A 13,118-nucleotide genomic window follows, 5' to 3' on the forward strand; every position below is an offset into this window, starting at 1 on the left:
AGATTTAACCACTGAGATCACAAATAACGCAAAGGAATTTATCTTACACGAGCGGCAAGCCGCTCGACTCCAAAGGAGACGATATGAAACTCAAAAATAAAACAGCAATTATTACCGGCGGCACCAGTGGAATTGGAAAAGCAACAGCGTTGTTATTTGCAGCAGAAGGCGCAAATCTGATCGTCACGGGCAGGCGCTCAGAGAAGGGAAAAGCTGTCGAAACAGAATGCAGGCAAAAGGGCGTCCGATGCGTGTTTGTCGAAGCGGATCACACGAAGCAGGAAGACTGTCAGAGAGTTGTGGATACCGCGCTTAAGGAATTTAATCAGATCGATATTTTATTTAACAATGCGGGCATCGTGACCAAAGGGACAGCGGATACAACGCCCGAGGATGTGTGGCTTGATACGTTGAATATTAATGTGACGGCGGTCTGGCATATGTGCAAGCTGGTGATCCCGCAGATGAAGAAGCAGGGCAAAGGTGTGATCGTAAATAACGGGTCTGATTGGTCTGTGGTGGCGGGGAAAAATGCGCTGCCTTATATCATGAGCAAGGGCGCGGTGGGCATGATGACGAAGGCGATGGCGCTCGATTATGCGCGTGAGAATATCCGCGTGAATGCGGTTTGCCCGGGCGATACCTTTGTTGATCGCTGGATGGAGAAGGGATATTTTGAAGGCTCTGATCCGGTGACGATCGAAGAAGCGATCAAAGAATCAAGCGCGTATATTCCGATGGGCAGGTTTGGCAGGCCGGAAGAAATTGCGAATGCGGTTTTATTTTTGGCTTCGGATGATTCGTCATTTGTCACCGGTCATTTGCTTTTGGTGGATGGCGGCAATACGGCGCAATGATTTAATTATCAATAAAAGAGCGTATATCATGACAAATGAACATTCTCTCACCGGCGTTAAATTTGCGAAAGGAAATTTTTCATTCGCTGAAATTTTTGTCATTCTGCTCATCAGCGGGCAAATTGCGTTGTATGCTTTTATGTGGTTGAACCTGTTGAGCGACTCATCTTTAAAAGGGATGGACTTCATCAGTTTTTACACTGCTGGAAGAATCGCGCGGCAGGGTGATTATCAAATGCTGTTCAATCTGGATGCGCAGCGCGCTGTTCAACATACGATCGTCGAGGCAGATACCTTTGCAGGCGGAGTAAATCTATCGCAGCATCCGCCTTATATTGCGCCTTTGTTATCACTTCTGGCCGTTGATGATTTTGTTAATGCATATATTCTATGGACGCTTGTTCGTCTGTTGGTTATGGCTGTGTGCGGTGAGTTGATTCGCCGTTTCCTCCTGCGCTCAAAATGGAATCCGCGGTTTGCTTTATTGGGCGCGATCAGCTCTCTATGTTTTTTTCCTTTTTTTATTGGATTGTTAGGCGGTCAGGATACCGCCTTTATTATGCTGGGTTTATTTCTTTGGATGTTTGGGTTGCTCGCAGGAAATGAAATCCGCGCTGGAGCAGGTCTTGCGCTTGTCAGTTTGTCACCATTGATCGCCGGCGCGCTGGGGATTCCATTATTGGTGGTACGCAGACAAGCCGGTTTATGGTTTATGCTTACCATGCTCCTATTAGGTTTATACAGCATGACTTTGATCGGGGTTCAGGGTGTTCAAGACTTTGCAGGGTTGATGCGCCTAAGTTCACAGGGAGATGGATATGGGCTTAATCAGGCTTCCATGTATAACCTGTTGGGACTCTTATTACGCACCTTTCCCAATCTGAATGTTGATACGATTCATACTGCGGCATGGGCCGCGACTGTATCATCCATAGTTGGCATGTGTATCTTCTGGTGGAATCAAAAAAGTCAACTGGGGATCCGGCACATCGGTATTGCTGTCGTATTAGGCACATTCACAGCGCCGCACCTGCATCTGCATGGCTTAAGCTATCTGCTGCTCCCCCTGATGGGCATGATGGGAATACTCCATGAGCGGGGGTATAAAACAACTGCACTTGTTCTTCCATCCGTGATTTCCAGTATTTTGATCGGCATCATGTTCCTGATCCCGGCATGGAATTACGCCGCATACTATCTGCTTATGCTTGCATTGCTTATTGGATTTTTTGTATTTAAGCCGGCATTAAATGGCATGTAACAGGCCAAACAAGTTAACTAATTTGTAAATTCATTTTCGAACTTTTTTCAGTATAATAAAAGGGTAAGGTAAAAAAATTTACTAGAAAGGAGGTAAAACCACATGTTATTCTCTCCAAAAGAGAAGGGCCAAGGCCTTGTTGAGTACGCGCTGATCCTTGTTTTAGTTGCTATCGTTGTTATCGCTGCGCTTATGATCCTGGGCCCCATTATCGGCAATGTATTCAGCAAAGTTAATAGTAGTTTATCCCGTGTGTAAAACCACTGGGTAAATCAATAAGAACATGGGCGGCCTGTTGATATCAACAGGCCGCCCATGTTCTTATCATTACATAACGATTGAAAAGAGGAAACGAATGATCGTTGCATCAGATCTAATGGGAACATTAACCACCGGCTCGCCATTCTTAGGATTGGTGGATTGGGTAAAACACAACCAGAGCAAACTTCAAGCGAACCTGCACATGGCGGCCATCATGCCTTCTTATGTGCTTGCAAAAAATGGGATGATCGACTGGCAGGCCTGGGGACAAAAATTAATGGTCAACAGTCTCGGCTATATAAAAAATGCCGATCCTGAAAAATTAGCCCAGGCTTCTGAATGGGTCGTGGAACATGACTTCTGGAAAAACGCCGCGAAGATGTGGTGGCACGTCTCATCAAACACCGCGAACAGGGCGCAAAAGTTTATATTGCCAGCAGCGTGGTGGAGCCTTTCATTGAACCATTCGCAAGACGCATCGGTGCGCAAACCATCGGCACGCCAGTGGAAATTGTCAACGGGCGGGTACAAATGGTCGGCGAGTTAATGGCAAATGAAAAGAAGATCGAGCAGGTTTTGAGTCGGCTGGGCGTTGACCGCGTGGATGTGGCCTACGGCGATACGATTCTGGATGTCCCTTTGCTGGAACATGCCGAGCATCCCGTGGCGGTGTATCCCGATGCGAAGTTGAAGGTCATTGCATTGCAGCGCGGATGGGAGATCATTGGCGCTACGCCGAAGATCGGGGAGATTGGTCATTAGGTAAACAGGTGAATAAAATGGAACGAACAACTTTAAGAAGAATCAGACAACGCAAGGCCGATAATAAAATTTATTTGTGCGCACCGGTCAATGCGCTGGTGGAAGGGATCTACGAACAGAATATTCCATTTTCAGAGATCAAGAAACATGGTGATTTTGGTCTCGGCACCTTCAACGATCTTGATGGAGAGATGATGATGTTTGACGGGCTGATCTATCGTATCGGTTCCGATGGAAAAGCAAACCAGATCACAGATGATGAGATTTGCACCCCGTTTTCCTGTGTTACCTTCTTTCAGCCTTCCAGTGAAGATGAACTTGCAAAGGAATTATCCTATGAGGAATTCTTAAATTGGCTGAAGGAATTAATGCCTTCGCCAAATCTATTCTATGCCTTTCGCATCGAAGGTGAATTTGACTATGTAAAAAACACGTTCGGTACCAAAGCAGGAAAATTACCGTCCACTGGTGGAAGTGGCGAAGGAACAGCCAACTTTTGAATTCAACAATGTAAAAGGCACGATGGCCGGTTTTTACACACCCGCCTATATGTCTTCGTTAAGCGTGCCGGGCGTACATTTACACTTCATCACCGAAGACCTGACCAGCGGCGGACATTTGCTGGAATGCCGTCCACGCAAGGTGAATGTGGAATTACAATATTTATATACGCTCGAATTATCACTCCCGTCCAATCTTGATTATCTAACCTGGGATTTCCAGCGCGACATCGGCAAGGATCTGGATAAGGCAGAGAAATAACTTGAAAACTGACAACGAACGCTTGAGTATCTTAATATTGGTCTTTGGCCTTTTGCTTGGCGCGTACGCCCGCTTCCTGCCCGCGCTGACAGTTGGATTCCCGGTCAGTGACGGCGGTTTATTTTACGCAATGGTAAAAGCACTCCAATCCAATCATTATGTTTTACCAGCGTTCGTTGAATATAACGGTGCATTGATTCCCTTCGCCTATCCGCCTTTGGGATTTTATATAACGAGTCTGGTTTCTGATCTTTTCAATATTCCTCTGATCGAAGTTTTTCGCTGGCTGCCCGCCATTGGCAGTGTGGCCTTCACGATCGCTTTTTTTCCGCTGGGATCAGCTATCCTCAAATCCACTTTGAAGGGTAGTTTTGCGACTGTTTTTTTTACATTATTACCCAATCCTTCTATATCATGGGCGGCGGTATCACCCGCGTCTTTGGGACATTGTTCCTGATCCTAACCCTGTACAGCACCTACAAGTTATTTACCACCTCATTTAAAAAATACATCTGGCTGACCATTTTATTCGGAAGCGGTGTTGTGCTCAGTCATCCCGAAGCGGCATTGCACACGATCTTCCTCTGTCTTGTTTTATGGATATTCTTTGGAAGGTCTATAACAGGAATCAAAAACGCCTTACTGGTTGCACTGGGCGTGACCGTGTTAACCGCGCCGTTCTTCCTTTTTGTGATCTCTCAGCATGGGATACAGCCGTATCAAAGCGCCGCGCAGACCGGGTTCCTCTCACCACTGGCATGGCTGGCGATCATCACCGGTTCTTTTTCCGATGAAAAATTTGTAACTTTGATCTCGGCGCTGGCTTTATTAGGCTTGGTCATGGCGCTGGCTAAAAAGGATTTCCTGCTGGTGGTCATGCTCTTCGTCCCCGCTTTTGTAGACCCCCGCAGCGCATCCACCATGTCGCTCATTTCATGGGTCATGCTGGCCGCCATCGGATTTACAGACATCATCATCCCCGGTTTATATGCCCTGCAAAACGGATTTCAAAATATTCAGGATGTTGAAATTAATTGGTTTGATTATTTCAATAAAACCCCCGCCATTAAAATCGCACTGACCGGATTGATCTTTTACACTTTTTTTGGTCTCATCCTTTCAGATCAGGTGTATCCCCAGGTCAGTTTGAGTCCATCAGACCGCGATGCGATGGATTGGGCTGCAAACAATATCCCCCAACAAAGCCGCTTTGTGATTCTGACAGGCGATACCGAAACTTTTACAGATGCCGTTTCAGAGTGGTTTCCGGTTCTTGGTAAAAGCGTCAGCGTTGCAACTGTTCAAGGTTATGAGTGGCTGCCTGAAAAAATATTCCAAACCAAAATGGATAACTATTACGCGCTTCAACCTTGCATGAACAAGACCTTCACCTGTGTTGAGCAATGGGCGATCCATACAGGCAATCAATTTGATTATCTGCTCATTTCACAAAACGATCTATCAAACAATGAAAACCCGGCGCTTCAAAATCCACTTTTGGCATCGCTTCTGGACTCTTCAACCTATCAAATGGTTTATCAGAAAGCAGATGCCGCCATCTTTAAGCACAAACTGCCCTAGCGAGTTCCATAATCCAAATTTATCAGAAAAAACCGACATCACGGGCCGAGGTGTTCAGAGTTCTAAAACCATACCCGTGGACATTGTCCTTGGGGGCGGAATCACGTGTCCGTGTGAAGCATCCCAAGATTTGATCAAAACAAAGTACAACGATGATATAGTAACCGTGACAAAAATACAGCGACATGTCTCTTTAGAAAAAAGCGGAAAGAAGAGCAAGACCCCGATAACAATATCAAAGTGATTGACAAATTGAATAATCGAACCCTTAACCATTAAGGCGGTCATTATTACCAAGCCTCTCCCAACATATGCAGCGCTTAAAAGTAACAGAAAAGAGACGATACCTTTTAATGATTTTAAGAATGTTTTGTTTTCAATCATATAAATAAACTCCGGGCTCTGGTAACTCACTTCAAATCTCAGGAGCGAGGCAATCGCATGCGCAGTGAATTAAGAAACACGCTCTACCTATTCAACGCATCCACAAATACACTCGCCATCTTTTGAATGTTGATCTCTTCTGAAACAATTCGATAAGACTCTGACCATTCTTCGCAAACGCGCTATGTCAGATAGCGCGTTTTGCATTGTGGATACCAGCGCACCGAAATCCTCTGGGTTGATCTGCCAGCCATTCTCCGCGCGGACGAGATCATCCTGCGTGCCGTCGCCTTTGGCCACGATGACAGGCAGCCCGTGACTCATCGCTTCCTGGACGGCCAAGCCGCCGGTTCCGGGCAGGACGAATAGATCTGCTTCTGCGAAATAGGGTTTGATCTCAGCCCCATGTTTGGCTCCGGCAAACACTGCGGCAGGATACACCTCTTTGGCAAGTGACTCCAATGCCGCACGTTCCGGCCCATCACCGACAATGATCAAACGCGGATTCGATTTCATCTCAGCGCATGCACGTAATAAATAATCTATTCTCTTCCGAACTTGAAGCCTTCCAACAAATAAAATGGTCGCACGGTCTATTGTCTGCGGTTTATGGTCAGCTTTTTTTTCTGGAGCAGGTGAAACTGAATTATGCGCGACAAATATTTTCTCACGTGGGAAACCGAGCGCAGAATATTCATCCGCGCCGCGTTGACTGTATGCGATCAGCGCGTCGAACTGACTCAGGAATGAGAGTCTGCCCCTTTGACGGAATCCAGCCAACGGCGGGGAAAGACGCGGCGAACCCAATCCCCAGCCGATGACTTTTCTTCCCCGGGCACGCATCCACTTCACAGCGGAGGAAGTTGACAGATAGCGGGGGTTCGCTTCCACAATTAAAGAATCGGGATTTGATTCTTCGAGCCAGTTGATAAAGCCCTGTTGATAACAAAGATAAAATGCGCCGCTGAATAAATGAATATTTTTTGCCGCGTGATATTTTGCAATTTGAGGCGTACCGCTCACGATCATTTCCACGGGGCGCGGCATTCCGGCAAAGAGACCTCATGCTCTCACACGATTGCGCGAGCAGGTCAAAAAATGGCACGCGATAACTGGGGAGTACGCGCTGTTGTAACCCAAGCCGGCCTGAATAATGATTCATGGACATGCACCTGAAACCGATCTGCTAAAAATAAAAGTGTCTTCATCGTGATACGCTTCGCACCACTGATCCGATCTTTGCATGGCAGTTATCAACAGCGGTTCTCCACCTGTGGATAACATTGCGAGTTGAATATTTTCTTCATCAAGCAATGTCTGCCATTCCTGTGACGCGCTCGCGATGGCGATATATTTCTCCCATTGCGCGGGCGGATATAACTCAAAGCGTGTGTCGATCCAGACGGGGCGGGAGGGCAGCGCAAAGATGAGATAACTCGCGTGGCTAAAGTCGCTCCAGAGCGGACCTTGCAATTCGGGGTGCGCCGCAAGCCATTCTGTCGCTTCAATGGGATTGGCGCTGTCATAGGCGCGAGGCGCATCCGGCCACCACAAATCACGGAAGCCGGGTAACAGCGCAAAAGGAATCAAAAGCAAAAGACATGCGGCAAAAATATTGATGGCGGGCTTTTCTTTTTCAACGGGATTTTCCAGATAACGCGCGTCCCACTCTGCAAGGAGAGTTGCTGTAAGAATAACCATGATAAAGATGAACCAGATCACATAGCGGACTCCAAGCAATGCAAGCCAGCCGAAGCCGATAAAATAAATCCATTCAAGCAAAGTTAACTTGCGCGGAGCAAGCGCAGACAATGGCGCAAAAAGCAGCAGCCACATATAAAATAAATTTGCCTGCCAGCCGCGATTGACCATCGGCAGCCACTCGACACTAAACAATTGATTCGATGGCGCGCTGAGCATATCTTTCACGTAGCCTAAAACATAAACGCCATGTGGATTAATAAAAAGCGTAACGACTGAAACGCCAAGCCCAAATGCAAAGAGCTTTTTTATCTCCCTTGCCGAATAAAAACGCAGTCCCGCCAAGAATAAAAAACAATGGAAATGATCCATGCAAATTAACCCATAACATGGAAAGCACAGGCAACATCCATAATCCGCGCTTTTCACCTTGAGTCCATTTTGTGAGAATATATAAAAGAAAAACAAAAATTGGATAAATAAATAACTGTGGACGAAACGACCAGTTATTACTCCCCGCCAGCGCGGCCAGCACGATCAACAAACTCGCCAGGCGCGGACCGACTCCCACGCCGCGCACCATAATCCATAGCAATGAATATGTCACCGCGATGATCACGGCACGCAGGAGAAAGGTCAATGCGAAACCGCCTGCTTGAAATGTTTTCCAAAACAACAAAGCTGCCAGCCATGATTGATAAAAGAACGGCGCGCCCGCTCTGGTGAAACTATAGGTATCCACCGTTGGGATGGCCCCCGTGGACGCCACATCCTGTCCGAGCCGCAGATACCACCAATAATCCTGCGGAGAAAGCGGCAAAAGAAATGCAAGGCTTATCAGAACCAGTAAGGCAATACTGAGCCAGAGAAAATCGTAAGAGCGGGAGGAGTTGGGCATTTTATAAATTAACCACAAAGTCACAAAGGCACGAAGACACTAAGATTTTTAGCATGCTTCCATGTTCACAAAACGATACGGCGAATACCATTCTTGATCAGCGAAACATTGAAATTGATGAGAAAGCCAAGTCGGTTTTCTGTCAGTTTTAAATAAGTTAGTACCTGAGAAAGATAAACATTCTCCATTCTTTCAACAGATTTTAGTTCACAGATAACCCGCCCTTCCACAAGAATATCAAGGCGAAATCCTTCAGCAAATTTAATACCATCATAAACCAAAGGAACGATTACCTGTCTTTTGTACGCCAAACCTCTTTTACCAAGCTCATGACACATACATGTTTCATAAACACTTTCCAGGAACCCGGCTCCCAAAGTTTTGTGTACGGTATATGCCGAATCAACCATCAATCGCGCAATACCTTCATCTTCAGGCGAAATGGAACTATGATATTTGTCGGCATTTTATTCCTCCAAAAAATCTTTGTGTCTTCGTGTCTTTGTGCCTTCGTGGCAAAAAACTACATACCATATCCATAGATTACTTTTCCAGTAGCACCTTGAGATATGACTCGACCATTTGGTCCAACCCGAATGCGGACTCAGCACGCTTCCTTGCCGCCGCCCGAAACTGATCCTGTTTCGTCAGCACCGCTTCGGCTGCAAAAGCCAGCGCGGAAATATCAGGCGTTTCCAACTTCCACGGGTTGCCGCCGTAGGGCACGATACAGCCGGCATCTTCTGTGACCAACTCTTTGAGCGCGCCGCTGTCGAAGCCGATCACGGGCAATCCGCAGGCCAGCGCTTCGATCACAGAATTCGGGCACGGCGGATTCACTTCGGCGGAATACATCATGTGACTCGAACGCGCCAGCGCCGGAATCTGTTTGCGTGGAATGGTACCAAGAAACTTAACAGGCACCTTGCTTTTTATACTTTGCTGAGTAACAGCATCCACTTTGCCAGCCACTATCACTTCCATTGGAAAATTGACAGAAAGTTTTTCAGCCGTTGAAATCGCGTGGAACAAACCTGAGTTCAAACCGCCAGCGAGACTTCCCTCAAGCAGCAACAAACGAAAACGGTCGGTCGGCCTTTCGTGTGCGCCATCGGGCGTATAAGTTTGCAAGTCCACACCGTTGATGATGACCGTGGATGGCACCTTCGCCACCCCATACCAATCCTCCCACCACTTACGAATAAATTGACTCTGATAAATAACATGGTCGGCAAAACGCGCGCGGATCAACGACAGCATCGCGTTGCCATATTCCGCGCGGACGGAGTACTTCATCCCCGCCCAGCGCACACGTTGCACCCAGTTGACTCCGTCCAGACGCTGCACGATTCTCTGTCCGCGCTGACGAGCCCTCCATAACGGGAGCAGGTTTCGGGTACCAGCGATCACGAGCGCCGCATCCGACTCAACAGAAAGTTCGTGCGTCACATCCACACCGCGCGCGCGCAGTCCCTGTTCAAATTTCAAACGAAAGGAGGCCATTCCGCCCGACCCATCAACCCGGGGAACAATACAAATTTTAGACATCCACCCATTATACAATCTTCTACTCTCCGCCCTTTTTACTTTTTACTTTTCACTTTTTACTTTTTCACCCTTTCTTTATGGTATCCTTGCTTTCAACTTTCTCACGGAGCGTTTTTTCATGTACATAGCCATCGAAGGGGTGATCGGCGTCGGCAAGACCACACTTGCCCGCCTTCTTCAAAACACGTTCGACGCGGAAGTTCTGCTCGAAATATTTGAGGAAAACCCATTCCTCTCCGATTTTTACGCAGACCGCGCGCGCTACGCATTTCAAACCCAGATCTTTTTTTTACTCAGCCGCTATCATCAACAAAATAACAACGTCCCCAAGATTTTGGCTGAAGGGAAAAATTTGATCGCCGATTACACCTTCGCAAAAGACGCGCTCTTCGCCGGCATCAACCTGCAAGGCGACGAATTAAATATGTATCACAAAGTGCATGAAGCGCTCGGCGAAAAAATCCCCAAACCCGATCTGCTCGTGTATTTGCAGGCCACCACCGATACGCTCATGAGCCGCATCGCCTTCCGCGACCGCCCCTATGAAAGACAAATGGAACGCGCCTACATTGACGAACTCAATCGTGCGTATGACAACTTTTTCTCGAAGCCATTTGACCATACACCTGTTTTAAAGATCGACTCGAACGAATTGAACATTATCCAAAATCCCGAACATCTCAAGCGGATAGAGAACCGCATCCGTGAGACGTTGAACCTGACACCGTTTCAAGCGAGTCTGCCGCTCGCTGACGAATTTCAAGGATAGCCATCATGCGCGTGACACGAGAATCCCTGCTCCGTATTGCCAAAGAGACCGCCCAGGAACGTGCCTACAATGACACCGATATTGTAGCCGCCTACCTGACAGGCTCCCTGCTCAACGTTGACCCGATGCTCGGCGGAACCGCCGATATTGATATTGTCTTTGTTCATAAAAACAAACCGGCACAGAAGCGCGAATTCGTAAAACTCACACCTGATTTCCACCTCGATATCAGCCGCCGTGAAAAGTCCGAGTTCAAGTCACCGCGTGAATTGCGCGGCGATCCATGGCTTGGATATGAAATGTACGATCCCATGTTGTTATTTGAACGCGAAAAATTCTTCGACTTCGTGCAAGCCAGTCTGCGCGCCGGTTTTGAATTTGAACAACCGCCGCTTATTCTCCTGCGCTGCCGCACCATGCTTTCGCATGGCCGTGGAATATGGACAGACATAACCGAATTGGATGAGTCCAGTATTGGCCCGAAGGAAATCAGAAAATATATGAAGTCGCTCTTCCACGCCATAAACACCGTGGCCGAATTAAGCGGTCCGCCCATTCACGAGCGCAGACTTTTACTTGAATTCCCCGCGCGCGCCGCTGCCGCAGGAAAACCCGAAATGACCGCCGCGGCCTTTGGTCTGCTTGGCACACACCACGTGGATATGGAAAAAATAAAACTATGGTTCTCTGATTGGAAGTCCGCGTTCAAACTTGCCTGTGAGAAACCGGGCGTTGACATTCGTATTCATTCTGCACGCCTCAACTATTACGAGAAAGCCATCAAAACCATGCTGGAGGGAGAAACTCCCTTCGCTGCGCTCTGGCCTCTCCTGCACACATGGACCATGTCCGCCGAAGTACTGGAAGGCGATCACTTCAAATTCTGGCAAAATGCAGTTGGTGAATTAGGCCTGCTCGGCTCAGGCTTCACCGAACGCGTGGAAGGGCTTGACCATTTCATTGACGACATCGAGATCACACTTGATGAGGTCGCCCGCGAAAACGGGCTGGATGAATCCACTGGGATGTAGTTCAAACTTCCGAAGTCTTAAGGCTTCGGAAGTTTTTTATAAAAGAGAAGTAGATCATGGAAAACTTTACGGATGTAAAACTTGAGATCTTCGTGCCACAGGAATACGCCCTGAAAATTCGCGATGAACTGGCAAAGATCGGCATAGGCCGAATTGGAAATTACGATCATTGCGTGGCGCTTTCCCCCGTTCAGGGATATTTCCGCCCGCTGGCAGGCGCAAACCCATTTGAAGGAGAAATCGGCAAGATCAGTGAAGTTGTTGAATACAAGCTTGAAGTCAATTGCAAACGTGAACTGGTTAATAACGCGCTCAAGGTCATAAAGCGTACTCATCCGTATGAAAATTTCGCGGTCAATATTTTTCCGCTCGCGAATCATCTTTTTGAAACCGGAGCATCAGAACAAAATGCCGATCAGTCTTAGAGCCCGTTTTTGGCGCATGCTGCTGCGCAAAACATTTATGACTAAAAAACGATCCGTGGCAGAGTACCGCACCAACGATGTAAAAAGCGCAAAACTTATGGGCGGAATTTCCAAAACTGTGAGTGTTGAAAAAGTTGAAATTGACGGTCTTCAAACCGAATGGATCATTCCCGCAAATGCCAATACTAAAAAAGTGATCTTATATTTACACGGCGGCGGATATGTAACCGGCTCCATCGAATCGTATCGCATGATGTGCAGTCTGCTCGCAAGGTATACCGGCATCAAAACGCTTACACCAAACTACCGTCTCGCCCCAGAACATCCCTTCCCCGCCGCATTGGATGATGCCCTGAAAACTTATCGCTGGCTTTTGAAGCAAGGCCATTCTCCTGCGGACATAATCATCTGCGGAGATTCCGCCGGTGGTGGATTAAGCCTCGCGACAGTGATTGCCCTGCGAGACAACAACGAATCACTCCCCGCCGCTACTGTGTGCCTGTCTCCCTGGACAGATCTGACCCTGAAAAATAAAACCCATGTCACGAATGCCAAAGTTGAATCCATGCTGCGGGCTGATATTTTAAGTGAATGGGCATCTGCCTACACTGGGGAATCAAATTTAAACAATCCGCTGATTTCCCCCATCCGCGCAGATCTACACGGCCTTCCGCCATTATTCATTCAAGTCGGCAGCGATGAAGTTCTACTTGACGATTCCATTCTGCTCGCCGAAAAAGCCAAAGCAGCCGGAGTAGATGTAACGCTCAAAATCCACGATAATATGTGGCATGTCTGGATGGTATTGGGAGAGTTGATCCCTGAAAGTAAAAAAGCGTTTGAAGAAATTTAGCCCCGCCCCCCCCCCCCCCACGGGG

The 13,118-nt window shown here is 47.6% G+C and carries 19 protein-coding genes; 13 read left to right on the forward strand and 6 right to left on the reverse strand.

What is annotated here, in order from left to right:
• The first annotated feature begins 83 nt into the window (after positions 1–83).
• From IPL71_RS11930 to IPL71_RS11970, 9 genes are all read left to right on the forward strand, one after another.
• The gene (locus IPL71_RS11930) at positions 84–857 is read left to right on the forward strand and encodes an SDR family NAD(P)-dependent oxidoreductase (RefSeq protein ID WP_345321857.1); all 774 of its coding nucleotides are present in this window, start codon (positions 84–86) and stop codon (positions 855–857) included.
• 28 nt (positions 858–885) lie between these two features.
• The gene (locus IPL71_RS11935) at positions 886–2,118 is read left to right on the forward strand and encodes a glycosyltransferase family 87 protein (protein ID WP_345321859.1); all 1,233 of its coding nucleotides are present in this window, start codon (positions 886–888) and stop codon (positions 2,116–2,118) included.
• Positions 2,119–2,220: 102 nt separating this feature from the next.
• Positions 2,221–2,376, forward strand: coding sequence for a Flp family type IVb pilin (locus IPL71_RS11940; protein WP_345321861.1), 156 nt, complete (start codon positions 2,221–2,223; stop codon positions 2,374–2,376).
• A 97-nt stretch (positions 2,377–2,473) separates the two neighbouring features.
• A complete protein-coding gene (locus IPL71_RS11945; RefSeq protein WP_345322311.1) occupies positions 2,474–2,926 on the forward strand; it encodes a hypothetical protein in 453 nt (150 codons plus the stop codon).
• Complete coding sequence (locus IPL71_RS11950; protein ID WP_345322300.1) at positions 2,809–3,141, forward strand: HAD family hydrolase; 333 nt, start codon at positions 2,809–2,811, stop codon at positions 3,139–3,141. The genes IPL71_RS11945 and IPL71_RS11950 overlap by 118 nt, the downstream gene beginning before the upstream one ends.
• A 17-nt stretch (positions 3,142–3,158) precedes the next feature.
• Entirely contained in the window at positions 3,159–3,641 is a 483-nt protein-coding gene (locus IPL71_RS11955; RefSeq protein WP_345321863.1) for an acetolactate decarboxylase, read from the forward strand.
• A complete protein-coding gene (locus tag IPL71_RS11960; RefSeq protein ID WP_345321865.1) occupies positions 3,616–3,903 on the forward strand; it encodes an acetolactate decarboxylase in 288 nt (95 codons plus the stop codon). The genes IPL71_RS11955 and IPL71_RS11960 overlap by 26 nt, the downstream gene beginning before the upstream one ends.
• Before the next feature lies 1 nt (position 3,904).
• Positions 3,905–4,360, forward strand: coding sequence for a hypothetical protein (locus tag IPL71_RS11965; RefSeq protein WP_345321867.1), 456 nt, complete (start codon positions 3,905–3,907; stop codon positions 4,358–4,360).
• Entirely contained in the window at positions 4,318–5,484 is a 1,167-nt protein-coding gene (locus IPL71_RS11970; RefSeq protein WP_345321869.1) for a hypothetical protein, read from the forward strand. The genes IPL71_RS11965 and IPL71_RS11970 overlap by 43 nt, the downstream gene beginning before the upstream one ends.
• 54 nt (positions 5,485–5,538) lie before the next feature.
• Here IPL71_RS11970 and IPL71_RS11975 read toward each other — a convergent pair whose 3' ends face one another.
• The 6 genes from IPL71_RS11975 to IPL71_RS12000 form a co-directional block, all read right to left on the reverse strand.
• A complete protein-coding gene (locus tag IPL71_RS11975; protein WP_345321871.1) occupies positions 5,539–5,868 on the reverse strand; it encodes a hypothetical protein in 330 nt (109 codons plus the stop codon).
• An 87-nt stretch (positions 5,869–5,955) separates the two neighbouring features.
• The gene (locus IPL71_RS11980; RefSeq protein ID WP_345321873.1) at positions 5,956–6,915 is read right to left on the reverse strand and encodes a glycosyltransferase; all 960 of its coding nucleotides are present in this window, start codon (positions 6,913–6,915) and stop codon (positions 5,956–5,958) included.
• A 111-nt stretch (positions 6,916–7,026) separates the two neighbouring features.
• Complete coding sequence (locus IPL71_RS11985; RefSeq protein WP_345321875.1) at positions 7,027–7,788, reverse strand: hypothetical protein; 762 nt, start codon at positions 7,786–7,788, stop codon at positions 7,027–7,029.
• Between the two features lie 37 nt (positions 7,789–7,825).
• Complete coding sequence (locus tag IPL71_RS11990; RefSeq protein ID WP_345321877.1) at positions 7,826–8,467, reverse strand: hypothetical protein; 642 nt, start codon at positions 8,465–8,467, stop codon at positions 7,826–7,828.
• A 65-nt stretch (positions 8,468–8,532) separates the two neighbouring features.
• A complete protein-coding gene (locus tag IPL71_RS11995; RefSeq protein ID WP_345321879.1) occupies positions 8,533–8,877 on the reverse strand; it encodes a GxxExxY protein in 345 nt (114 codons plus the stop codon).
• Positions 8,878–9,010: 133 nt separating this feature from the next.
• On the reverse strand, positions 9,011–9,955 hold the full coding sequence (locus tag IPL71_RS12000) for a glycosyltransferase family 4 protein (protein ID WP_345321881.1): 945 nt from the start codon (positions 9,953–9,955) through the stop codon (positions 9,011–9,013).
• 178 nt (positions 9,956–10,133) lie between these two features.
• On the opposite strand from IPL71_RS12000, the gene IPL71_RS12005 reads away from it, so the two are divergent.
• The 4 genes from IPL71_RS12005 to IPL71_RS12020 are packed head-to-tail and all read left to right on the forward strand — an operon-like array spanning position 10,134 to position 13,093.
• Complete coding sequence (locus IPL71_RS12005) at positions 10,134–10,784, forward strand: deoxynucleoside kinase (RefSeq protein ID WP_345321883.1); 651 nt, start codon at positions 10,134–10,136, stop codon at positions 10,782–10,784.
• 5 nt (positions 10,785–10,789) lie between these two features.
• Positions 10,790–11,815: a hypothetical protein gene (locus IPL71_RS12010; protein WP_345321885.1), complete on the forward strand. Its 1,026-nt coding sequence runs from the start codon at positions 10,790–10,792 to the stop codon at positions 11,813–11,815.
• 56 nt (positions 11,816–11,871) lie between these two features.
• The gene (locus tag IPL71_RS12015) at positions 11,872–12,240 is read left to right on the forward strand and encodes a YqfO family protein (protein ID WP_345321887.1); all 369 of its coding nucleotides are present in this window, start codon (positions 11,872–11,874) and stop codon (positions 12,238–12,240) included.
• Between the two features lie 37 nt (positions 12,241–12,277).
• The gene (locus IPL71_RS12020) at positions 12,278–13,093 is read left to right on the forward strand and encodes an alpha/beta hydrolase (RefSeq protein ID WP_345321889.1); all 816 of its coding nucleotides are present in this window, start codon (positions 12,278–12,280) and stop codon (positions 13,091–13,093) included.
• Positions 13,094–13,118 lie beyond the last annotated feature (25 nt).

The organism is Candidatus Villigracilis proximus, from assembly GCF_016717045.1.
GTDB lineage: Bacteria > Chloroflexota > Anaerolineae > Anaerolineales > Villigracilaceae > Villigracilis > Villigracilis proximus.